Origin of the sequence: Marinoscillum sp. MHG1-6, assembly GCF_024714475.1 — a bacterium.
In the GTDB taxonomy this organism is placed as follows: Bacteria; Bacteroidota; Bacteroidia; order Cytophagales; family Cyclobacteriaceae; genus JAMZMI01.
Genome location: NZ_JAMZMI010000004.1, coordinates 51,629 through 74,787, shown reverse-complemented (window position 1 = coordinate 74,787; position 23,159 = coordinate 51,629). Strand labels below are relative to the sequence as shown.

General features: G+C 42.5%; 18 protein-coding genes. 11 read left to right on the top strand and 7 right to left on the bottom strand.

What is annotated here, in order from left to right:
• Positions 1–2: 2 nt before the first annotated feature.
• The 5 genes from NXR94_RS10380 to zwf form a co-directional block, all read right to left on the bottom strand.
• Positions 3–422 carry a hypothetical protein gene (locus tag NXR94_RS10380; protein WP_258104562.1) on the bottom strand — a complete coding sequence of 140 codons (420 nt, stop codon included), beginning with the start codon at positions 420–422 and terminating at the stop codon, positions 3–5.
• A 555-nt stretch (positions 423–977) separates the two neighbouring features.
• Positions 978–1,724, bottom strand: coding sequence for a hypothetical protein (locus tag NXR94_RS10375; protein WP_258104561.1), 747 nt, complete (start codon positions 1,722–1,724; stop codon positions 978–980).
• 59 nt (positions 1,725–1,783) lie between these two features.
• Positions 1,784–2,611 carry a translation initiation factor IF-2 N-terminal domain-containing protein gene (locus NXR94_RS10370; protein WP_258104560.1) on the bottom strand — a complete coding sequence of 276 codons (828 nt, stop codon included), beginning with the start codon at positions 2,609–2,611 and terminating at the stop codon, positions 1,784–1,786.
• A gap of 68 nt (positions 2,612–2,679) precedes the next feature.
• A complete protein-coding gene (gene pgl / locus NXR94_RS10365) occupies positions 2,680–3,387 on the bottom strand; it encodes a 6-phosphogluconolactonase (RefSeq protein WP_258104559.1) in 708 nt (235 codons plus the stop codon).
• Between the two features lie 33 nt (positions 3,388–3,420).
• Complete coding sequence (gene zwf, locus NXR94_RS10360; protein ID WP_258104558.1) at positions 3,421–4,938, bottom strand: glucose-6-phosphate dehydrogenase; 1,518 nt, start codon at positions 4,936–4,938, stop codon at positions 3,421–3,423.
• A 149-nt stretch (positions 4,939–5,087) separates the two neighbouring features.
• Here zwf and gndA point away from each other — a divergent pair, with 149 nt between their 5' ends.
• Genes gndA through NXR94_RS10345 form a run of 3 tightly spaced genes read left to right on the top strand, consistent with a single transcriptional unit; the run spans position 5,088 to position 9,097 of the window.
• On the top strand, positions 5,088–6,485 hold the full coding sequence (gene gndA / locus NXR94_RS10355; protein ID WP_258104557.1) for an NADP-dependent phosphogluconate dehydrogenase: 1,398 nt from the start codon (positions 5,088–5,090) through the stop codon (positions 6,483–6,485).
• Between the two features lie 30 nt (positions 6,486–6,515).
• Complete coding sequence (locus NXR94_RS10350; RefSeq protein WP_258104556.1) at positions 6,516–7,196, top strand: 3'-5' exonuclease; 681 nt, start codon at positions 6,516–6,518, stop codon at positions 7,194–7,196.
• A complete protein-coding gene (locus tag NXR94_RS10345) occupies positions 7,193–9,097 on the top strand; it encodes a DUF294 nucleotidyltransferase-like domain-containing protein (protein WP_258104555.1) in 1,905 nt (634 codons plus the stop codon). The genes NXR94_RS10350 and NXR94_RS10345 overlap by 4 nt, the downstream gene beginning before the upstream one ends.
• A gap of 16 nt (positions 9,098–9,113) precedes the next feature.
• Here NXR94_RS10345 and hrpB read toward each other — a convergent pair whose 3' ends face one another.
• The gene (gene hrpB, locus NXR94_RS10340; RefSeq protein WP_258104554.1) at positions 9,114–11,600 is read right to left on the bottom strand and encodes an ATP-dependent helicase HrpB; all 2,487 of its coding nucleotides are present in this window, start codon (positions 11,598–11,600) and stop codon (positions 9,114–9,116) included.
• A 56-nt stretch (positions 11,601–11,656) separates the two neighbouring features.
• Positions 11,657–12,973, bottom strand: a complete 1,317-nt coding sequence (locus tag NXR94_RS10335; protein ID WP_258104553.1) for a WD40 repeat domain-containing protein — start codon at positions 12,971–12,973, stop codon at positions 11,657–11,659.
• 239 nt (positions 12,974–13,212) lie between these two features.
• Here NXR94_RS10335 and NXR94_RS10330 point away from each other — a divergent pair, with 239 nt between their 5' ends.
• From NXR94_RS10330 to NXR94_RS10295, 8 genes are all read left to right on the top strand, one after another.
• On the top strand, positions 13,213–15,135 hold the full coding sequence (locus tag NXR94_RS10330) for an OmpA family protein (protein ID WP_258104552.1): 1,923 nt from the start codon (positions 13,213–13,215) through the stop codon (positions 15,133–15,135).
• 212 nt (positions 15,136–15,347) lie between these two features.
• Positions 15,348–16,949 (top strand): carboxyl transferase domain-containing protein, encoded by a 1,602-nt coding sequence (locus NXR94_RS10325; RefSeq protein ID WP_258104551.1) that lies wholly within the window; start codon positions 15,348–15,350, stop codon positions 16,947–16,949.
• 10 nt (positions 16,950–16,959) lie between these two features.
• Complete coding sequence (locus NXR94_RS10320; RefSeq protein WP_258104550.1) at positions 16,960–17,751, top strand: enoyl-CoA hydratase-related protein; 792 nt, start codon at positions 16,960–16,962, stop codon at positions 17,749–17,751.
• Positions 17,744–19,537, top strand: coding sequence for an acyclic terpene utilization AtuA family protein (locus tag NXR94_RS10315; RefSeq protein WP_258104549.1), 1,794 nt, complete (start codon positions 17,744–17,746; stop codon positions 19,535–19,537). The genes NXR94_RS10320 and NXR94_RS10315 overlap by 8 nt, the downstream gene beginning before the upstream one ends.
• A gap of 21 nt (positions 19,538–19,558) precedes the next feature.
• Entirely contained in the window at positions 19,559–20,707 is a 1,149-nt protein-coding gene (locus NXR94_RS10310; protein WP_258104548.1) for an acyl-CoA dehydrogenase family protein, read from the top strand.
• A gap of 353 nt (positions 20,708–21,060) precedes the next feature.
• Positions 21,061–21,510, top strand: a complete 450-nt coding sequence (locus NXR94_RS10305; RefSeq protein WP_258104547.1) for a cold shock domain-containing protein — start codon at positions 21,061–21,063, stop codon at positions 21,508–21,510.
• 97 nt (positions 21,511–21,607) lie between these two features.
• Positions 21,608–22,471 carry an AraC family transcriptional regulator gene (locus tag NXR94_RS10300; protein WP_258104546.1) on the top strand — a complete coding sequence of 288 codons (864 nt, stop codon included), beginning with the start codon at positions 21,608–21,610 and terminating at the stop codon, positions 22,469–22,471.
• 100 nt (positions 22,472–22,571) lie between these two features.
• On the top strand, positions 22,572–23,132 hold the full coding sequence (locus NXR94_RS10295) for a cysteine dioxygenase family protein (protein WP_258104545.1): 561 nt from the start codon (positions 22,572–22,574) through the stop codon (positions 23,130–23,132).
• Positions 23,133–23,159: the final 27 nt, after the last annotated feature.

Here is a 23,159-nt window from a genome sequence, read left to right as displayed (position 1 = left end):
ATTCATTGAGCTTTTAATATTGCGTAGAGAGAAGGATGATGACCATCGGACTTCTTTATAGTCCTCTTAATAAAAACATCTTCTAGAGGAGTCTGCTGATCTCGGTTATCACCTTGTGAAAAGACCATCTTAATGGTGTACTCAACTTCATCCTTATTGGTATTAACAGTTGAGATAAGTTCTACTATTCGTCCATTATTTTTTGCTACTTCCTCGGGGAGATGATCCTGAGATTTATTTCTCAGCCAGAAGAAGTCATCATGAGACTGCAGGTTATTTCCGATTTCCTCCTGGACTACCTTTTCTTCAGGGGGAGAGACACTCCAAAGTCTTAAAGAATAAGACACTATCACAAGCCCAGTGACTTGTATATCAACATTAAGTTTTTCCCCTGTAGGGTTGAAAGTAATTTCATTTGGCATGTTATTTTAGTTTGGTTGACACCCTGACCACTCGGTGAAGGCATTATTATTTTCCTTGTAAGGCTTTTTGAGAAATCCCAGATGCCACCCAAATACTTTGAGAGGTATTCTTCAAGAGGAGAGGAGTCAATTCTGAATAATCCGGACAAAGAGGTCATAGGCGATCGGGACTAGGTTCAACATTCCAATTATATCAAATGATATAAAACGGAATTAATTATGAGTAATGTAGCCATTTTCAGAGGTATTTTGAATACCTAAAAAATGGTATTTTACCTTGTTAATGACCTTTTATGGCATTTTTAACTATAAATTATTGCATTTAATCAAGATAAAATTGAGGTTTTTAGTTAGGTGGGATAAGGCAGGTTGCCACTCAACAATTAAATTCATAGAGTTCTCCTAATAAAAAAATAGGTATATGAAATGGGTAATTCCTGATCAAGGAATCGATATTGATGCCAATAAATAGGAACTAACACCCTTTCCCATTCCTTGTCTTAAGTTAGAAGGAGAGATGAAATAGCGAGACTTGCTTTCCTGCTTACACGGAAATTAATTCTGTTCCGAAGAAGCTGCCTTTCGTGAATTGTAGTCTTCAATAATATCGAAAACTGTAGGTTCATCTTTGTTGTTCATTGCGGTGAGTGGGACTGCCACCATTAGAAGCCCAATAAGAAATGGAGGATTCATCGAAAACTGAAATTGCTTGTAAGTTCCGTTCGTGATTTCTGAAGTAAACATTTTATTTATTCCTACTACCATCAGGGAAACACCAGCAGCAGCTAAAACCACCTTGGTAAGCTTACGCCTCCGAAGTCGCTTAATTGCTTTGACAGTTTGCTCATCACTGGCAAGGTCTCTTTTCAAGTTTTGAGGAGTGAGGGATATCATTTCGGCGTCTTTCAGGTAATAATATTCTGAAATATCATGATACCCTATGGGGAGACCACCTTGAAGGCCTGGCCTGAAATACCTTGTAGACAGGTGATATACAGAAACTGGTCCCTGTATAATGTTTTTTAACTTAACGTATCCAAGCGGTTCAATCTGCTTTACCAAAAAAAAGCCTTCGTGAGACTGAAAATAGTTTACTTCTTCAATAGGGATTTCAGTTTCTCCATTGACAAGTAAATGTTCGATTTCAGTACCCGGATTTCTCAGCTCTATAGTCTCCGCGACTAGTTCTCCCTGTTCCTTTATTCCAACAAAATAGGAAGTGTTTTGCGCGTTAGACAGTTCAGGGAACAAAAAAAAGCAGAAAAGTACAGCGGTCCATATAAGCGAGAAAAACCAATTCATTCTATAAAATTATCAATAAACCGGACCGATTTAAAAGGGCTGTAGAGAATTTGATCAATCTAGGTGTTTAACCACCTCCAGAATTTTCCAAGTGCAGTCTTGGGTTGAGGTCGTTCAGGAACAGCTTCCCCGGTTTTCTTCTTCTTTTTTGTAGCTTTTTTGCCTTTTGAGGGACTGGTGGCCTTTTGGGCTATTTTGGTTCGATAATGTGCTTCTTTTTCAGCTTTGATGCGGGCCTCTTCGGCTTCTTTTTGCTTTTTGGCTTGCCAGGCTTCACGCTTTTTCTTCCACTCTTTGTTTTTCAGGCGGCGCTTTTCGCGTTCTTCTTCAGAAAGTCTGGGTTTTCTGTTACCCCTTTGCCGTTGTTCTCTTCCGGGCCTATCTTCTTGCTCGGCGCCTTGAGTTTCAGATTTTGGTTTAGGCTCAGGTAGGTCAATCTTACCGACTACTTTCAGACCGTCGAGCTCAACTTTCGGTGCTTTGATCAAGTGCACATCCAATTCAGAACCCTCTTCTTCAGATTCAAGAATTTCGCCTACTGTAGCCGTTCTGATAGGGGAAGTAACTTCTTCTTGAGGTTCTGAGACAACTTCACTCGTGACCGTTAAATCCTCTTCAGGATTGTCTTCAACTTCGTCAATGGTCTCATGTGAAATAGGCACATCCAGGTCTTCTGGAACATTCGACTCATCAGCTGCAGTATCCACCGATTCCATCTCAATGGGTTGTTCAGGTAAAATATCGAAATGCTCCAAAACCAACGCCTCAGCTTCTTCGTCAAGCTTTGAGTTGGGGTGTGGGTTTGCAGTTATCCCTTTTGTTTTTAGATAACTGATGATTTCCTGCGGAGTAACGTCAAATTTCCTTGCTAACTGACCTAGCCTCATTCGTTCTTGAAGTAATTAAATGTTGGAGCAAAATTAATCACCCTCGAGGCTTTGAAAAAGGTAAGCCCTTATTTTCCGATAGCGGCCTGATCCAAAAACCAACTTAACTCACCATTAGATGGCCGAATATACGCAGCAGGATAAAGTTTGTGATCTTCTTTTTTCTCAAAAATGGAATCAACCTTTTCGAATTTGTTGGCTCCGGTTACCAGAAATGCTATCTGTGCAGCATTATTGATCACCTTACCTGTCAAACTCACTCTCTTTTGTCCGGATTCAGGGTGAGTCGCTACGGCGCAAACTGATTCCGCATCCAGAAGTTCCATTTCGTGAGGGAATATGGAGGCCGTATGACCATCAGGTCCCATACCTAATATGATCAGGTCAAATTTTGGCAATCCATTCGTTTGAGGAAGGAATTGCTCAATTTCCTGTCCATAGCGCACAGCTTCACCTGCAGGATCATTTTCACCTAATATTCTATGAATGTTGGCTTCCGGAATATCGATGTTGTCCAACAAGCGCTCTTTGGTCATTTTATAATTGCTGTCATCATCGTCAGGTGCTACACATCTTTCATCACCCCACCAGAAGTGAATGTTACTCCAGGAAAACTTATCTACGTAGTCCTTTGCAATCAGGTCAAACAGGATTTTAGGAGTGGAGCCGCCTGACAATGCGACGTGATAAGGTTGAGCATCATTTGAATGCTCCAGATAAAAATCAGCAAAGGCCTTGGCAACCTCTGCTGATGAATCAAAAATGTATTTATTCATTATTAATGATTTCGAGAATAGAAATTTTGGTGATTATAGTTCGCAGTAGACGCCATCATTGGTCAGGTTCTTACACGGGTTTCTCCAACTCATGTTTTCACCTTCGATCATGTTGATTGCGGCCTCTGGTCCCCATGTTCCTGCCGGATAACCATATACCGGTATATCCTCTGTTTTCCAGGCCTTCAAAATAGGGTCTACAAAATCCCAAGCTGCTTCAACACTGTCCCCACGAGCATAAAGGGTAGCATCTCCCTGCATACAGTCCAAAAGCAATCTTTCATAAGCTTCAGGAACATAAGAATCTGTAAGCTCATCATAGAGGAAGTCCATGTTTACCGTCTCGACATTGAAGCCGGCGCCAGGAACCTTCAGACCGAACTTAAGCAAAACACCTTCATTAGGCTGAATCCTGAATACCAATACGTTTTGGTTGTTTGCCAGTCTTCTATTGCTGAAAAGGTGGTGGTGACTAGGTTTAAAATGTATAACTACCTCTGATACCCGAGTTGGAAGTCTCTTCCCCGTTCTTACGTAAAAAGGAACGTCCGCCCATCTCCAGTTGTCAATAAAGAACTTAATGGCCGCAAAGGTCTCTGTGCGTGATTGCGGATCAACACCTTCTTCTTCTCTATATCCGGCAAATTTTTCTCCCTTGTAAGACGAACCGGTGTACTGTCCGCGAATTACATTCTTTCTGATATCCTCATCCGTTAGTGGTCTTAAGGATTGAAAAAGTTTAGTCTTTTCGTTTCTGATCGAATCAGCATCCATTCTGGCAGGAGGCTCCATCGCCACAAGTGAAACCAACTGAAGGAGGTGATTCTGGATCATATCCCTTAGCGCACCTGACTTGTCATAGTAGCCACCTCTTTTCTCAACACCTACGCTTTCCCCTGAGGTAATCTCCACTCTGTGAATATAATTTCGGTTCCAAAGCGGCTCAAATATGCTATTGGCAAAACGTGTTACTAATAGGTTTTGAACCGTTTCCTTACCAAGATAGTGGTCGATACGATAGATCTGATTTTCCTCAAAGCATTCTAGTAGCTTGGCATTCAGGTCTTTGGCTGTAGCCAAATCATAACCGAAAGGCTTTTCAATAATTAACCTTTTCCATCCTTTAGACTCATCGCTAAGTCCAACCTGCGCGAGATTCTTACTTACCACTTCATAAAGGCTAGGAGGAGTAGAAAGGTAGAAAATACAGTTAGTGGTACCTGTTTCCTTGAAAATAAGTTGGAGTCGATCATTTAACTTCTCATATCCGGCAAGCTCAGAAGTACTTATAGACTCATATTGGACGTGTTTGGAAAAATCTAACAATTCGTCCGCATCTTCCTTGGCCAGGTGCGGGTTGTCCAATACACCAATCTTCTGATATTCCTCGTCTGTGTAACTTGTCCGGCTCACACCAAGGATGCGATAATTCTCTGTCAAATAACCTCTTTTGTACAGATTAAAGACAGCTGGTATCAATTTTCTTAAGGTCAGATCACCAGAAGCGCCAAAAATGACTAATATCTGATCCTCTATTTTTACATTTGCCATAAATTGTCTGATTCGATAAAAATCTTGCAAATATTTTGATAATTGGTTGAAATCAGGTGGAAAAGCCGAAGATATTGTTAAACTTCGAGCCTGATTTCTCAGTAAAACTACTTAGAAGCGCATAGTTAGGATAATAATTTATAAAAACAATGAGTAAAGGATCTTATGATTTTGGCCTGGTAGGTCTTGGTGTAATGGGACGAAACTTTATCTTGAATGTAACGGATAATGGTTTTTCTGCCTTCGGCCTTGATACGGACCCGGAAAAAGTTGCTGCATTAAAGCAGGAAGGTGAAGGCAAGCCGGTTGATGGCACCATTGATAAGAAAGCGTTTATTGAAAACCTTTCCGCTCCACGTAAAATTATGTTGTTAGTTCCTGCGGGAGGACCTGTAGATGCAGTTATTGAGGACCTGTTACCATTGTTAGATGAAGGTGACCTTATTATAGATGGCGGTAATTCATTTTTTACCGACACAGATAGAAGAGGGGATTACCTCAATGAAAAAGGGATCTACTTCATTGGTTCCGGGGTATCAGGAGGAGCAAAAGGAGCAAGATTTGGTCCCAGCATTATGCCAGGTGGAGATCAGAAGGCTTATGAACTGGTAAAACCAATTTTCGAAGCTGTATCTGCTAAAGTGAATGGTGAACCATGTGTTGATTACATGGGTACAAAATCTGCTGGAAACTACGTAAAAATGGTTCATAATGGCATCGAATATGGCTTGATGCAGTTGATTTCTGAGGCTTACACGGTGTTGAAAACAGGCTTAGGTCTGAGCAACGAGCAGCTTCATGAGACTTTCACCAAATGGAATCAGGGAAAGTTGAAATCATTCCTGGTTGAGATCACTTCAGAAATCTTCACTAAGATGGATGATAAGACCGGAAAGCATCTGGTTGATCTGATCCTGGATAAAGCAAAACAAAAAGGTACAGGTAAATGGACGTCACAGAATGCCATGGATTTAGGCATTCCTGTTCCAACTATCGATGTTTCTGTTTCCATGAGAGAAATATCTGCGTTGAAGGATGATCGTGTAGCTGCTGAAAAGCTATATGAGTCTCCGGCCATCCCTTCCGTAGGCTTGACTGTTGAGGATGTAGAAGATGCCTTATACTTCGCATTCATCATCACTTATGCGCAGGGGATGACCCAGCTGGTCGCTGCTTCTAAGGAATATGGCTATGGCTGCAACCTGGAAGTTATTTCCAAAATCTGGAGAGGTGGATGCATCATCCGTGCCGGGTTATTGGAGGAAATGAGAAAAGCATTTTCTAAGAACAATGATTTGAGTAGCCTATTGTTGGATGAAGGTTTTGCTTCAGAGCTTAATGCGAATGCGGGTGCTATGAGAAGAGTAGTTGGCTATAGCGTTGCAGGAGGTATTCCGGCATCAGGTCTATCAGCAAGTTTGAGCTATTTCGATTCTTACCGCTCCGGAAGATTACCGCTTAACCTGATCCAGGCTCAAAGAGACCATTTTGGTTCTCACACCTATGAAAGAGTGGATATGGAAGGCATCTTCCATACCGAGTGGTGATAAGTTTCAACCACATATAAAATAATATTGATGAAGGGGTACTTGCTTTTTGTTGATGTCGAAACATCAGGTATGCCTTCATCAATTAAATCCCCCATAACCAGGCTAGATAAGTGGCCCTATCTGATTCAGATAGCCTGGCAGATCTACGACTTTGAAAGGAACCTCATTAAGACAGAAAACCATTTTGTATATGAAGAGGGGATTTCTATTGACATCGAGTCTCAGAAAATTCATGGAATTACCCTCGATGAGCTCCGAATTAAAGGCAAGCCACGTCGCCTGGTAATTGAAAGGTTTATAGCCGATTATAATTATTACAACCCCATTTTGGTTGGACATTTTGTGGAGTTGGATCACAAAATGCTTCAGGTCGCTATGATTCGTTCGGGACTTGAAAATATTCTAGCTGATGCACGTAGTTTCTGTACGATGATTGCCAGTAAGGCTATGAACCCTTTCAAAAAAGGAAAGTATCTGAAGCTAGAGGAACTCTACAACAGACTTTTTGTTTCAAAGATCGATAGAACCCATGATGCCTTATTGGACGTTCAGGCTACGGTAAAATGCTATTTTCAACTCGCAGAACAGCGCTTATTGGAGATAGGGCAATTTTCTCAAGAAACTAAGTCCAATCCAGGGAAAAGCAGCCTTGGTTGCGGCCTGCCTTTTGTAGTGTTACTTATTTTAATTTTTTGGATGATTTTATGAATGAGGCATTCACCTTCTTAAAGCTTACAGAACCATTCAATAATCTTGATGACAACACCCTTTTGGAACTAAGCAAGCAATTGAAGCTAAAGTACTTTGAGCAGAAGGAGGTTATCTATGAGCAACACAAAACTCCGCTGACAGGTCTGGATATTATCAAAGAGGGTGGATACAATACATTCTTTTACAATAGTTATGGAAAAAAGGAACTTGAAGATTCTCTGGAATCGTCCAGTTGTTATGGAGCATTCTCAATTTTGCTCAATAATGGTAAATCAATTCGAAGTGTAGAAGTCAGGAAAAACACCACGGTCTATCAATTATCAGGTCAAATATTCAGGAACCTCTGTAAAGCCAATACTGCTTTTTATGATTACTTCCTGTCATCCTTTGGCAAGGAAATGCTTCAGGAGCGATTTTCCAGTTATGTTTCGCGGCAGGTAGTTGACTCCGACAACCTGATTTTTGATCGCTATTTTGTTAGAAGAATCGAAAGTGTCAACCTGCTTCCAATCGTAACGTGCCCGATTAATACACCAACTCATGATGCCGCTCGTCTGATGGAGGAAAATAAAACGAGCTGCTTGTTTGTTGAAAATGAAGGTGAATTAGCTGGCTACATCACCGATATCATCGTTCGAAACAAAATTGTAAGTGAGCAAAGGCCATCTTCAATAGCCGTTGAAGAAATCATGGAAGGTCCCATCTATCGTATCAGTCAGACCTCCTTCATTTATGAAGCGGTTTTGATGATGTTTGCCAACAAGATTCGCTATTTGGTGGTTCAGGCTAATGGGAAAGACATCGGGATGGTCAGTAGAAATAAATTGATTTCTGATCAGGCGCAATCTCCATTTGTTTTTATCCAATCTGTAAGACTCACCCGCACGACGGAGGAACTCAAGCAAAAATGGGCACAGGTGCCAGAGATTGTGTATGGCTTGCTTAGCCGAGGGGTCAAATCTGAGCTTGTCAACCAGGTGATCACTTCAGTTACTGATACGATTGCTCTTAAAGTCATCGAAAATGTAATTAATGAGGTAGGAGAGCCCCCGGCTCGATTTGTATTTATGTCTTTGGGTAGTGAAGGCCGTCGAGAGCAAACACTAAAGACTGATCAGGACAATGCGATCATTTATGAAGACAAGGCCAACGAGTTTCGGGAGAAAACCAGGAAGTATTTTCTGCATTTTGCCTCTTTGGTCTCTGCTCAGCTGAATGAAATTGGTTTCACTTATTGCCAGGGTGATCTTATGGCACAAAATCCGAAATGGACTCATTCCCTTTCGCATTGGAAGCGCAACTATGACGAGTGGATCGATCAACCTAATGCACAGGCAGTTATGAACTTTTCTACCTTCTTTGATTGTCGGCTGATCTATGGAGACCCCCAACTGCTAGATGACCTGAAGGAATACATATTGCAAAAACTGGATAATCCGAATGACTTGTTTTTTGTCCAGTTGGCCAATAATGCATTGAAATATGAGCCGCCGTTAAACTTTTTTCGAAGTATACGAACCATCGAACAGGATGATAGAAAGGTGTTTGATATCAAGAAAGCGATGACTCCGATTGTAGATTTGGTGAGAGCTTTTGCTTTGAAGCATAAAATCCTCAAAACCAATACAGGTGAACGGCTGCTTGAATTAAAAGAAAGAAAGGTGTTTTCTCCCGAAGATTTTGAGGAACTGATGCAGTCTTACTACTATCTCATGGGAATGAGGCTGAAGTATCAGGCCATGCAGATCATTCAGGATCATACAGCTCCACACAACTTTGTCGGTCCCGATTCACTTACAAAGATTGAGGTGGTGACCGTCACAGAGATTTTCAAGGTGATTGAGAACTTCCAGAAGAGGATGAAGCTCGTGTTTGCGCGAAGCCTTTTTGGTAATTAATTGTAGACTGCCATTTTTACTTTTTGCGTTTGACGCCGCGGACAGCTTCTGCCTTCCATGGATCATCCGGCCATGCATGCTTGGGGTATCTTCGTTTTAAATCCTTTTTAACCTCAAAATAAGTGTTATCCCAGAAGCTTTTTAAGTCTGAAGTCACCTGGACCGGTTTAAATCCAGGGGACAACAAGTGCATCAGTACACCCTTTTTTCCTCCATTGACTTTAGGAGTGTCCTCTAACCCGAATACTTCCTGCAGCCTGACAGATAGAATTGGAGGTTCAGCATCCATACGATACAACAGCCGTATTTTTGAACCACTTGGCACCAGAATATACTCCGGAGCAAGGTCATCCAGCTTTTGTTGGAGTTCATATGAAAGGTGGTGATGTAATACTTTCGTAAGATCAATTTTCTTAAGGTCTTCAGGTTTCTTGATGTTATCAAGGTAGGGGAACAGCCACTCTTCATTGCTTTGAAGCAGGGAGGTAGTGGTTACCTCCGGCCAACCTTCCTGTGGGTTCCATTTGCGAAGAGACATGACTCGGCTTTGCCATTGATGCACATCTTCATTAAAGTCAAGAAGCCGTTCACCTTCTTTACGAATCGCCTCAGAAATAGCCTTCTTAAGATGAGAAGGATCAGGATCAGGTAGTGGAGTAGATTTTAGAACAATTCTCCCAATGCATAGATCCTTACTTGCAATGAGACCACCGTTTTTACTATTCCAGGTAATATTTTCTTTTTCTTTCACCAAAGGAGCGAGGTCTCTTGGGTTGAGTGGTGCGGCCAGAAATATCTTTCCCATCCCATCTCTAGCATCCATATGTGCAACTGCCAGCCATGCTTCATGAGCGAGATCATCACGATGGCCAGCCATAGCGAGCTTTCCATTTGAAAGTTGAAATTGAGCATTGTTTCCCGGTCTGGCACAGGCAATTCGTTCAGGATAGGCATATGAAAGTATGATGCCAGTTTCATACGGATCCACTGCTTCATTATCTGGTTTAACATTGAACATATCTCGATAGCTTTTTGCCACCTTTTCAATGCGAGCAAACTTTTTATTCAGCCTTGCTTCGTCCCTTAACCTTCTCAACAACTCAATTCTAAGGTTTATATCTATCCCTGTGTCGCGATCCATAGGATCACGTTCTTCCAATAGAGCAGCCAAATCTGCTGCTAAAGGAATTTGATCTTCTTCTTCGGCCAGGGCCAGCATATGGGCAATTCGAGGATGGCATGGTAGTTTGTTAATGGTTTTTCCGTGTTCTGTTATTCGGCCATTTTCGAGGGCTCCGAGATCATGAAGTAGTTCTGATGCTATCGCTAGTGCTCCTTTGGGTGGTTGATCAAGCCAGGTAAGCCGACTGATGTCCTTCACACCCCATTGAGCCATGTCAAGCACGAGAGGGGTGAGGTCAGCTTCCATGATTTCCGGCGTGCGGTGCTCAACGAATTTATGATGAGCTCCCATGCTCCACATGCGATAGCAAGTTCCTTCTGATAATCGGCCGGCACGGCCGGCTCGCTGATCTGCCGAGTCCTTGGTGATTTGAACGGTCTCTAACCTTGACAAACCGGATTTAGGGTCAAATTTGGACGTTCGTCCATAGCCGCTGTCTACAACTACCTTGATCCCTTCTATTGTTAAACTTGTCTCGGCAATAGAAGTAGCCAGAACCACCTTTCTCAAGCCATTTCTGTCCGGCATAATAGCTGCATACTGCTTGTTTTGGGGAAGTTGGCCATACAGCGGATGAATGGCGAAACCTTTTAGGTTTGATCTTAAGATGGATTCTACTTTTCGTATTTCTCCTTCTCCTGGTAGAAAAACCAATATATCGCCTTCATTTTCCTTGCTGGCTTTGACCACTGTTCGGGCACAGTTTTCCACCAGCATAATAGTGTCCTGCTCTTCTTTCGAGTAAATGACTTCAACCGGATATTGCCTGCCAGCACTTGTTATATTTTTTGCATTAAGTGTTCTGGTCAAGGTAGGGGTATCCAGCGTTGCTGACATGATCATAATTCTTAAATCAGGTCTGAGTACCTGCTGTGCTTCACGGCAAAAAGCAAGGGCTACATCAGCGTGAATACTTCTTTCATGAAATTCATCGAAGATGACCATTCCCACACCATCCAGGCTATTATCTGAGAGTAGCATCCTGGTAAGAATACCTTCGGTCAATACTTCGATACGTGTCTTATCAGAGACTTTGTTATCAAACCTTACTCTATAGCCAACCTCGTTCCCAACAGGTTTTTCCAACAAGTCAGACATCCTTGAAGCGATTGATCTTGCTGCCAGACGCCTGGGTTCCAGCATTAATATCTTTTGGTCTTTTAACCAGGACTCATCCTTTAAAGCCAGAGGGAGCAGGGTACTCTTACCGGCACCCGGAGGAGCATTAACTATCAGGGTATTCTCGCTTTTCAGATGAAGCTTAACATCATCTATAATTTCCGTTACCGGAAGCTCAATTTCGTAAGGGTTGTAGGACAAATTTGGGATACTTGGTAAAATCGCGAAATTACATCCTTTTACCTGATTCCGATTGATTATTCACAGGTCTTCTGATAGGGTATGTCCTGACCTACATATTCTTTCCATTCCTCTTCGGTAAGGTTTCTGTTTAGCGCATCACATATGCGATCTGCCAGTACTTCGGGATCTACCTGCCATATTCGGATGAAATTATCTTTACTACCAGTGATGATTTGTTTTCCATCGCGACTATAAGACACGGTCATCACCCAGTCCTCATGATCGTCCAGCACAATTGGCAATTTTCTTGTGTTTTGAATATCCCAAATTCTTGCTGTTCCATCCCGGCTGGCAGAGACCAGCATTGTGTTGTCAGGACTAAATTCAACATCCGTAACCGCAGATTCGTGACCTGAGATTATTCGGAGCGGCTCTTTGGCTTCAATGTCCCAAATCACCACATCACCTAACTCCCGCCCAATAGCCAGTAACTTGTGATCTGGGCTAATATCGAGGGCGTTGATCGCATAAGCTTTTGGAAACATGATACTTAGATCTCCATTTCCGGTTGATTCCTGAATTTTGGCAACATTACCTGCCTCAGTTCCTAAATAGGCGGTGTAATCCTCGGGGCTAATGACTACAGAAAGTACTTTAGATGCAATTTGTCCCACAGCCTCATCCGGATATTCATAGCCTTTGATTTTTACTTCACCCTTCTTGTTGACTGTCAGGTAAGCATCTTTGTTGGGTAAAAAGGTTGCAGCCTGAACCAACTCCATGTCCCGGATGGTTTGATCAATTTCGGCACTACTTTCTTGGTTTACAATGACCACGCCACTATTCTTCGTCACAACCATCAGCCATTTATCATTATCACTCACATCAATTGACCTGATGAGATCCTGCTCTTCGTATATCGTGGTGGGTATTCCTTTTGGTCTATTAATGTTCCATTTTAATACTCGGCCATCAGATCCGGCGGAGTAGAAGTAGTTAGGATCACTACCTTTCTCCAATGACACCACCATCTGGCTATGTCCTAATATCTGGTTGTAACCGTAGGACATTATTGATGAATCATATTCAAGGAATTTATTAGCCTGATGTAAGGATGCATACACATTCAAATGTGAAACCAACTTTTCCTCTTCATTCTGCTGCCAAAAATTGAATGCCTGCCGAGCTACCAAAGCCTTTAGTTCGGGCTGATAGCCGGGGATGAGTAATGACCTTTGGGTCATAGACTGAACAAGCTCTGTCAGCTCCAGTAACTTGACCTTTTCCTTGTAGATTTTTAATGAATCCTGTGCGGTGAGCCTCAAACTGAAAACAGTGATAATCAGAATGAGGAGCATTCTGAAAGGGGCTCTGTTGAGTATGAAGTACATGATTAGGCTTTATATAAAGATAGCTTATAACTTGGAATAATTAAACCAGATGGGCTTCAGAATGTTGGTATAAAAACCTTCAATTAAGATGGTAATTACCAATCAAAATTTCATTGATAACCGAATTACTAAATATTTTTTAGTCTGAACTTCCTGATTTACTGGTATTTTTCATAATTTCATGAAGTTTTACTTCCAGAGTAAAGATTCAATTTAATCCACTATACCAACTACCAAATATGAAAACTCAGCTAGCCATTTTTAGTTTCTTAATGTTACTGGTCGGTTCTGTCTGTTTTGCTCAGGGCCAGGAAGCCTTTAACAAGGGCATGGAATATTATAAACAATATCGCCTTGATGAGGCTATTCAGAAGTTTCAGGAAGCTACACGTTATAATCAACGGGACGTGAAATCCTTTTACTTTCTAGGTATGGCCTGCAATTATAAGGGCCGATATGAAGATGCTGCCAAAGCTTTTGAGATGGTAGCCAAAATCAATCCGAATTATGACTACACATTCTATTATGAAGCGAGCAAGCCTTTGATCGCTCTTGGTAGATTCTCAGATGCTCAATGGTGTCTGTCCAACTATATGCAACGCTTACCAAAGGGCCCTAACACTACCATGAATGAACACATGGCAAAAAACAGGGTAGAATATGCTACCAAAAGCCCGAAGATCAGGGAACAGGCTACAACGATGGATACGCCGCGGGAGGTTAGTGCTATCAACAGTTCATATGGTGACTACATGCCTCAGGTAAGCCCAACAGGAACCAAGTTATATTTTACAAGTGTAAGAAAAGGCGGGTTTGATTACCGTTCAGACACCACTCAGACAGCGCATTGGGGAGAAGATCTATATGTTTCTACCATGACAGATGGCTCATGGGGTGTTCCGGAGCTTTTGCCACAACCATTGAATTCCCTGAGAGATGATTTCGGATCAGCTTTTACTGGTGACGGACAAACCATGGTTTACGTAAGATGCGGTGATGAAAAGCAGGGCGTAGGTAATTGTGATCTGTATATCACTCAATTGAATGGTACTGAATGGAGTGAACCTACCAATATGGGGAATGTCATCAATAGCAGCGATTGGGATTCACAACCGACCATTAGCTCAGATGGAACGAGGATCATCTTTACTTCTGCCCGTTCAGGTGGTTATGGTGGATCTGATCTTTATATGTCAGAGAAAAATCACCTGGGAGACTGGGGAATTCCTCAAAACCTTGGAAGCACTGTAAATACACCGCTAAATGAAAAAAGCCCTTACCTGGCCCCGGATGGTAAAACCCTTTATTATTCTACTGATGGTCACCCCGGATATGGTAACGCTGATATATTCTACTGTGTGTTTGAGAATGGTAAATGGTCCAAGCCGGTCAACCTGGGTGCTCCAGTAAACTCTTCAGGTGATGATACCAATTTCAGTATCTCGGCAGAGGGTATAGGCTATTTTGCTTCTTCCAGGATTGATCCGGGAAATTACGACATCTATCAGGTAGAGCTTCCTGATCACCTGAAACCTAAACCAACTGTGGTTATCCAGGGTATCGTATCCAATTCTGAAACGAACGAACCACTGGGAGCGGTAGTATTAATCGAGGATATCAATTCCGGAGAGCTCATTGCCATTAATAAAAGTAACTCTGTGACCGGTGAGTACCTTATTGTATTACCAGCCGGAAGGAGTTATAGTGTCTCTACTAACAGTAAAGGCTTCTTCTTCTATTCTCAGAGTTTTGATATTCCTTCAGATGCCAACTATGAAGAAATCTCCATGGACATTTCATTGGAGCCTATTAAGAAAGGAACTAAAGTGGTCTTGAATAACATCTTCTTTGAAAGTGGTAAAGCGACCTTGAAACCAATTAGCTATGTCGAATTGAATAAGGCTGTGACGCTTTTGGAAGAGAATGCTACAATGGTTATTGAGATTGGAGGGCATACTGATAATGTTGGTTCCGATGAATTGAATCTAAAGCTTTCAGAACAACGCGCTAAGGCAGTGGTAGATTATATGGTGCTGGCGGGCGTTCCTGCTGAGAGATTGAAGTACAAAGGATATGGTGAAACAACACCAATCGCAGATAATAGTACTGCGGAGGGAAAAGCGAAAAACCGTAGGACGGAGTTTGAAATTGTAGAGTTTTAGGAAATAATATTTCTTTTAAGATACCTAAGAGCGTAGCATCTGCTGCGCTTTTTTTGTTTCTCCGAAAATGCTTCTGAAACCTCTTGTCAGTTATTTCTGTTTAATTGAATACCATTCATCACAAAGTGTACGCAGTGAGCTATGTTTCTAAAAAATTCACGTAGCTTGGCGTCAAACACTAAGGATGTTTCAAGTTCGACACCCCTAAGAGCATGGAAACAATTAAGACAAAGATTGACCCAAAATCCGATGAGTATAAAGCTAACGAAAAGGCCTATCGTCGTTATCTTAAGCAATTTACTACTTACAAAAAACAGGTATTAGAGCGTGATAAAGACGAAAATACTATCCGACACAAATCACGCGGTAAGCTAACTGCCCGTGAACGTATCCAACACCTTATTGATCCGGGAACAGAGTTTCTTGAATTATCTACGCTTGCTGCAATCAACATAAAAGACAATGAGTTTCCATCAGCTGGAATTGTTACGGGCTTAGGTATTGTGCAAGGGCATCATGTTGTGGTTATTGCCAACGATGCCACTGTGAAAGGTGGCACTTACATCGAATATACCATTAAGAAACACCTGCGTGCGCAGGAGATCGCATTGCAGAATATGCTTCCCTGTATCTATCTGGTAGATTCCGGGGGAGTTTTCCTTCCTGATCAGGCAGATGTATTTGCTGATCGTTTTCATTTTGGAAGGTTTTTCTATTACCAGGCCCGTATGTCAGCACTTGGGTTACCACAAGTCGCTGTTGTTATGGGTTCTTGCACTGCGGGAGGCGCTTATGTCCCGGCCATGAGCGATGAAGTCATCATGGTAAAGAATCAGGGAACGATCTTCATTGGCGGGCCTCCGCTAGTTAAAGCTGCCACCGGAGAAGATGTCACTGCCGAGGATCTTGGCGGGGCAGAGATGCATACGTCGAAATCAGGCGTGGCAGACTATCTGGCCAATAACGATGAAGACGCCTTGCGTATTTGTAGGTCCATTTTTTCGAATATTCCCGCATCAAAGTCGCAGGAAACACCTGAATTTAAGGAACCTCTTTTCGATGCTAAGGAGCTTTATGGTATGGTGCATTCTGACGCCAGAAGGGTCATGGATTCTCGTGAGCTGATAGCAAGAATTGTGGATGGCTCAGAATTCCAGGAATTTAAAGCACGTTACGGAAAGACATTGATTTGTGGCTTTTCAAAAATAGGAGGACAAACTGTAGGGATTATTGGTAACAATGGCATCATCTTCTCGGAGTCGGCCCTTAAAGGTGCGCATTTCGTTGAATTATGTAGCTCTCGTAAGATTCCATTGATCTTCCTTCAGAACATTACGGGCTTCATGGTGGGTAAGTATTATGAACAAAATGGATTGGCAAAAGATGGCGCTAAAATGATCCATGCGGTCGCCAATACAGAAGTTCCCAAAATCACGCTGGTGTTTGGAGGATCTTTCGGTGCCGGAAATTATGCTATGGCCGGGCGTGGCTATGATCCCCACTTTCTGTTTATGTGGCCCAATTCCAAAATTTCAGTAATGGGTGGGGAACAGGCGGCCAATGTTTTGGTAACAATTAAAAAGGACCAATTAGCTGCGAAGAATGAAACGCTGGACTCCAAAAAAGAGCAAACATTAAAAAACAGCATTACAGATAAATACAACACCGAGGGCTCTTGCTACTATAGCACAGCACGCCTTTGGGACGACGGAGTCATTGACCCGGTAGACACTCGAAAGACCTTGATGCATTGCCTTCGGGTGGTTATGCAGAAGCCGATTGGAGACACCAAATACGGCGTTTTTAGGATGTAAACTAACGATCATGAACAATTCATTGATTGAGGTAGAACAGCATAATGGGACAGCCACAATTTGGTTGAATCGCCCTGAGGTGAGAAATGCATTCAACGAATTAGTTATCGAGGAGCTACTGAATGCGCTCAATCTCCTTGACAACGATGACCGGGTCCGTGTAATTATTATCAGAGGCAAAGGCTCCGTCTTTTGTGCCGGAGCTGACCTGAAATGGATGAAAGGATCTTCTGAGAGAGGTTATGATGGTTACTATGCCGAGAGCGTCATCCTTGCAGACTGTTTTCAAGCTGTTTACGAATGTGAAAAACCTACCGTGGCAGTGGTTCATGGAGCCTGCATGGGGGGTGCCAATGGGATTGTGGCAGCCTGCGATTTTGTATTGGCGGATGAATCCACAAGGTTTTCTTTCAGCGAAGTAAAGCTAGGCATCATTCCGGCCTGTATCGCCCCCTATGTTATCAAAAGGATAGGGGAATACTCAGCCCGTGAGTTGATGCTTACAGGAAAAAGTTTTGACGGTTACAAGGCTCAACAATGCGGCCTGGTGAATGAATCGCTGAAGGGAGAGGATGTTGAAATCAGGTTAACCTCCCTTTTGGATGAATTGATGCTTGGAGGGCCTCATGCCCAACGCTCCTGCAAATACCTGATCGACCAGGTGGCAAACCACTGGAGCGAATTCGACATGAAAGAGCATACGGTGCAGGCCATCGTAAAGGCAAAAATGTCTGAAGAAGGACAAGAAGGCATGGCAGCATTTCTTGAGAAACGCAAACCTAAATGGCAGAACAATGACTAAAAAGGTGGTCAGAATTGGTAATGCAAGTGGTTTTTGGGGAGATGATCCATTGGCCTTAAAACGACAACTTAAATTCGGAGCCCTGGATTATGTCAATGCCGATTATCTCGCAGAGGTCTCTATGAGTATTTTGCGAAAACTCCAAAACCGAGACCCTGAAAAAGGATATGTGCAGGATTTTATTGATCATGTACTTCTTGCCGGTGATGAACTAAGGCAATCTGATGCAAAAATCGTGACCAATGCCGGTGGGAATAACCCCATTGGATGTGCTATTGCTTTGCAAAAAGAACTACGAAGCCGGGGCATTGAAAAAAGGATTTTTGCCATAACAGGTGATAACATCGTCGATCGCCTCGAGAAATGCGCTACGGAGGTCCATGACCTTAGGAATATGGAAGAGGGATTAAGTCTTGATCAGGTTCGCGACCGGGTGCAATCAGCCAATGTCTATACGGGTTCAGTGCCTGTAGCTGAGGCATTTCGGAATGGGGCAGATATTGTTGTTGCAGGAAGAATATCGGATAGTGCGCTGACCATTGGACCTCTAATGTACGAGTTTGGCTGGAAGCCCGATGATTGGAATCTTCTTGCAGCCGGAATGATTGCTGGTCATATCATAGAATGTGGTGCTCAGGCCACGGGGGGCAATTTTACCGACTGGCAAACTATTAAAAGCTGGGATGAAATGGCCTTTCCTATTATAATGATGGAGGAAAATGGAGATTTCACTGTAACCAAAAGCCCCCAATGCGGAGGAATGGTGACAGAATTTACCGTGAAAGAACAATTGGTTTATGAAATACATGATCCTGAAAACTACTATGGGCCAGATGTCATCGCAGATGTAACAAGCGTTCGACTGGTAGATGAGGGGAATGATAAGGTAAGAGTAATAGGAGCCCAGGGCAAACCTTCACCGGAGACCTGGAAAGTCTCGATGTCTTATCATCATGGCTGGAAGGCTTCTGGTAGTTTAATCTTAAGTGCACCTGATGCGTTGGAAAAAGCTCAACTATTTCAAAAGCTCTTTTGGGAGCGTGTGGGCACTCAATTTGAGAAGACGTCGACGAACTTTATTGGGTATGATTCTACCCACCAGGCACTGGCAAATACAATCAGTCCTAATGAAATTCTGATCCAGTTTGTGGCCTTTGATCCTGATCGTAGCAAGTTAGACATGTTCTCGAGACAACTATCAGCGATGATCCTAAGTGGTCCTCCGGGAGTGGCTGTAACGGGAGGAAGACCTAAACCTCAAGAGGTATTAAAGTATTGGCCGGCATTGGTAGATTGTACCAAAATAGAAAGTTATATACACGAGATAAACGATGGAATCTCAAAGGTTATAAGTAGCTATATCCCATCTACTTATACTAGTTTACCTACAATCCATTCGGATAAGGTAAAGTCAAAGGATCATCAGTGGTCCACGGATCTTGTTGAAGTGAAATTGTTGGAGGTTTGTCTGGCCAGATCCGGTGATAAAGGCAATACTGTCAATATCGGAGTGTTGGCAAGAAATGAGCTTATTTACTCATGGCTCGTTCAAAATATCACGGCTAAAAAAGTTCACGAATGGTTTAAATCGCTGTGCAAGGGAACAGTCACAAGGTATGAACTGGATAATTTGAACGCGCTCAATTTTCATCTGACGGAGGCCCTTGATGGCGGTGGCACCTATTCCGGCAGAACTGACCCTCAGGGCAAAACCTTCGCCTCTGCTCTATTGAATAGGGAGGTAGAGGTACCCAAAGAAATATTACCCCAATACCAGATCAAATAAACAACTTAACACCCCAAACCCATGGATATCTATTGCAACGAACAACATGATATGATCCGTCAGACAGTGCGGGAATTCGCTGAGATGGAAATTCAACCCAAGGCTCAGGCACTTGACGACAAAGAAGAGTTTTCTCCGGAGCTCACGCGTAAAATCGGAGAGATTGGTTTGTTTGGAATGCTGGTTCCAAACAAGTATGGAGGTCAGGGCATGGATGTTTTGTCCTATATCATTGCTGTTGAGGAATTAGCACGTGTCGATGGCTCACAGGCCGCTACAGTAGCGGCTCATAATTCTTTGGGAATTGGCCCCATTTTGAAATTTGGTTCAAGAGAGCAAAAGGAGAAGTACCTGCCAGAATTATGCACCGGCGAGCATCTATGGGCTTTCGGATTGACCGAAACCGAAGCCGGCAGTGATTCCAGGGGGAGTAAAACCAATGCCAAATTAGTGAAGGGCGAGTGGGTCATCAATGGTTCCAAGACCTTCATTACCAATGGCTCAAGCGACATGAATATCGGAGTGACGGTCCAGGCGATCACGAATGTGCATTCAGACGGACGTAAAGAGATATCCACGATAATTGTAGAACGTGGTACTGAAGGGTTTACCAGTCAGACAATGCATGGAAAAATGATGTGGAGAGCTTCTGACACTTCACAGCTATTTTTTGACGATTGTAAGGTGCCTAGAAAAAACATCCTTGGGAAGCGGGGAAATGGATCGAAAATCATGTTAAGTACCCTCGACAGTGGCCGTTTATCAATAGCTGCCATGGGTTTGGGATGTGCACAAGGAGCTTATGAGCGTGCCTTGGCCTATTCCAAGGAGAGAAAGCAGTTTGGCCGTCCAATTGCCAGGTTCCAGGTCATCTCATTCAAACTGGCCGATATGGCAATGAAGATAGAGTTAGCCCGAAACCTGCTGTACAAAGCGTGTTGGCTAAAACAGAAAAGAAAACCTTTCGGAATGGAAGCGGCCATGGCAAAGCTTTACTGCTCAGAGATAGCCAAGGAAGTAGCAGATGAAGCAGTGCAAATCCATGGAGGTTATGGGTTGATGAAGGAATATGATGTTGAGCGTTTTTATAGAGATCAGCGGTTGTTGCAAATCGGAGAGGGAACTTCCGAAATCCAAAGACTGGTTATAGCAAGACAAATACTTAAATAACTACTTATAGGTGTGAGGGTTAGGTCAAAAAATGAATTGGAATAGTTTAATTCTAAATAAGAAATGCAGGACATTTGAGAGTAGTCCCTAAAATAAATCGTAACTTCGCAGTACTTCCTTGCAGGATTAATTTTGCTCTTTTAATCATTTAACCTGACTATCTGTTTTCGTTCGAAGACAGCTTACTTTGAGTAATGAGGTTAGCATGCCTTTCAACGAGCAGCTCAGAATCAATTCGGCATCATCTTCCTGTAGGTAAAGCGAATTCATTAGCTTATAATTTGTCATAGTTGAGTTCAACTTTCGGCTTTGGCAGATTAATTTTATTAACACTAAAAACCAGAAAGTAATATATGGCTAGATCACAGAATGCGTTCAACAAGAAAGAAAAGGAGAAAAAACGTCAACAAAAGCGTAAGGAGAAACAACAAAAGAAGGAAGAACGCAAAGCCAACCCAAAAGATAGCTCACTAGATGCTATGATGGCTTATGTGGATGCCGATGGAAACATTCTGGATTCACCACCTGATGAAGATCCTAAAAAGGAGGAAATTGATGCATCCAGTATCGAAATTGGGATTCCTAAAAAGTCGGAAGAAGATGCAAATCCGGAAAGAAGAGGGCGGGTAACTTTCTTCGACACTAATAAAGGTTTTGGCTTCATTAATCAGGATGGTAGCCAGGAGCGCTTTTTCGTTCATCAGAGCAATCTCAGCATGCCCATTCAGGAAGGTGATAAGGTCTCATTCATAGCCAAAAAAGGAATGAAAGGCATGGATGCTACTGACGTTAAGGTCATCTAGGATTTGAAATAGGGTTGACCCATATCCGAAAGGGTGGTTAGGAACTTTCGCATTTAATGGGGTATAAGTATCTTTAAGGAGGTCAACCTGATTTCCAATGCTTAATTTCTACAAGATTGTTAAAGAAAATCTGAGCTTTAACCGCTTTCAGTATCGCGATACGGTATGTCTTGAGTATACCTGTCCTATTGATGCGGAGCATATAGGCATCTTTTCCAAAAACGACTATGTTGTTCACGTACTCAGTGGAAAGAAGACTTATAGAACAATTGATGGTGAATGGACATTGACCCCAGGACAGACATTATATTTAAAAAAGGGAGCCGAGGTAATCCACCAATATTTTGATGACGAGTATTGTATGCTCGGCTTTTTCCTTTCAGATGATTTGATCCGGGAAACCTACAATGAGGTCAGGGGTCAAACCTCTCTTAAGCAAGAAAACAGTCAATCGGATTTCAGAGGATTAGAGATCAACTCTTCGAATTACCTCGAGGGGTATTTTCATTCTATGTTATCTTATTTCAGGGGTGAAAACAGGCCACCGGATCATATATTGGTTTTGAAACTAAAGGAGTTGCTGATCAACCTCATGAATGGCAATCCTTCTCTTACCTCTTATTTCAATCGTCTGGCGGATACGGACAGACCTTCGCTAGAGCATGTGATGGAGAAAAATTTCTGCTTTAACCTTCGTATTGAAGACTATGCGGAACTGAGCCATCGCAGCCTTTCATCTTTTAAGCGTGAGTTCAATCAAATCTATCAGCAATCTCCTGGTAAGTGGCTGCTTCAACGTCGCATTTCTCATGCTGCCAATCTCATAGCCAATTCGGAGGGGAGTGTTTCCCAGATAGCCTATCAATCCGGTTTCGAAGACCTTTCTCATTTCAGCCGGGCTTTCAAACAGGTCACTGGAAGGAACCCTACAGACTATAAAAAGAAACTACTTACGGTCTAAAATTCCCATTGGCCTAAATAGTCAAGTCATTGGACTTTTCAGCAAAATGATCCTTCGCTGATCATAGGTTCTTTGTACTGTAATCACAAAGCAGTACATCATGAACTCTTTAATAAACACCATTCAAGTTAGCAACAGGTATCCATTCTCCTCTTTAGACGTGGTGAATGAAATGATCCTGCCTAGAGCCAATAAGGCCATCTTAAACGGACATATTCCTGATTTAAGATTTGTGCTGGCAGATCTCTTCGAGAGTCTCAACATTGCTAACCCTCCTTATTCTGCGCTTCAATTTTTACTGGTGTTGCAATCAGTTCAGGATAAGATACATCCCGGAATGCTTCATAAGTTTCTGTCCAACCCTGAAAGAAACCACGTCCTCATCGAGAATGAATTGATGAAGGTTGTTCTGATTCGTTGGGAGAAGGGCTTCATCGGTAACATTCACGGACATCCTAAAGGAGGATGTGTATTCAAAGTGTTACGTGGCAGTCTGGAGGAAATGAGATATACCAAAGAAGAATCTCCAAAGCTATTATCTGTGAGTGTTTATCAAAAGGATGCGATGACCTATATCGACGATCGCATAGGACTTCATGCGGTTGGGAATCCCTTCGATGAACCTGCGATAAGCCTTCATGTTTACACTCCTGGTCAATAAGAAAATCATTTAACCATTTATCATAAA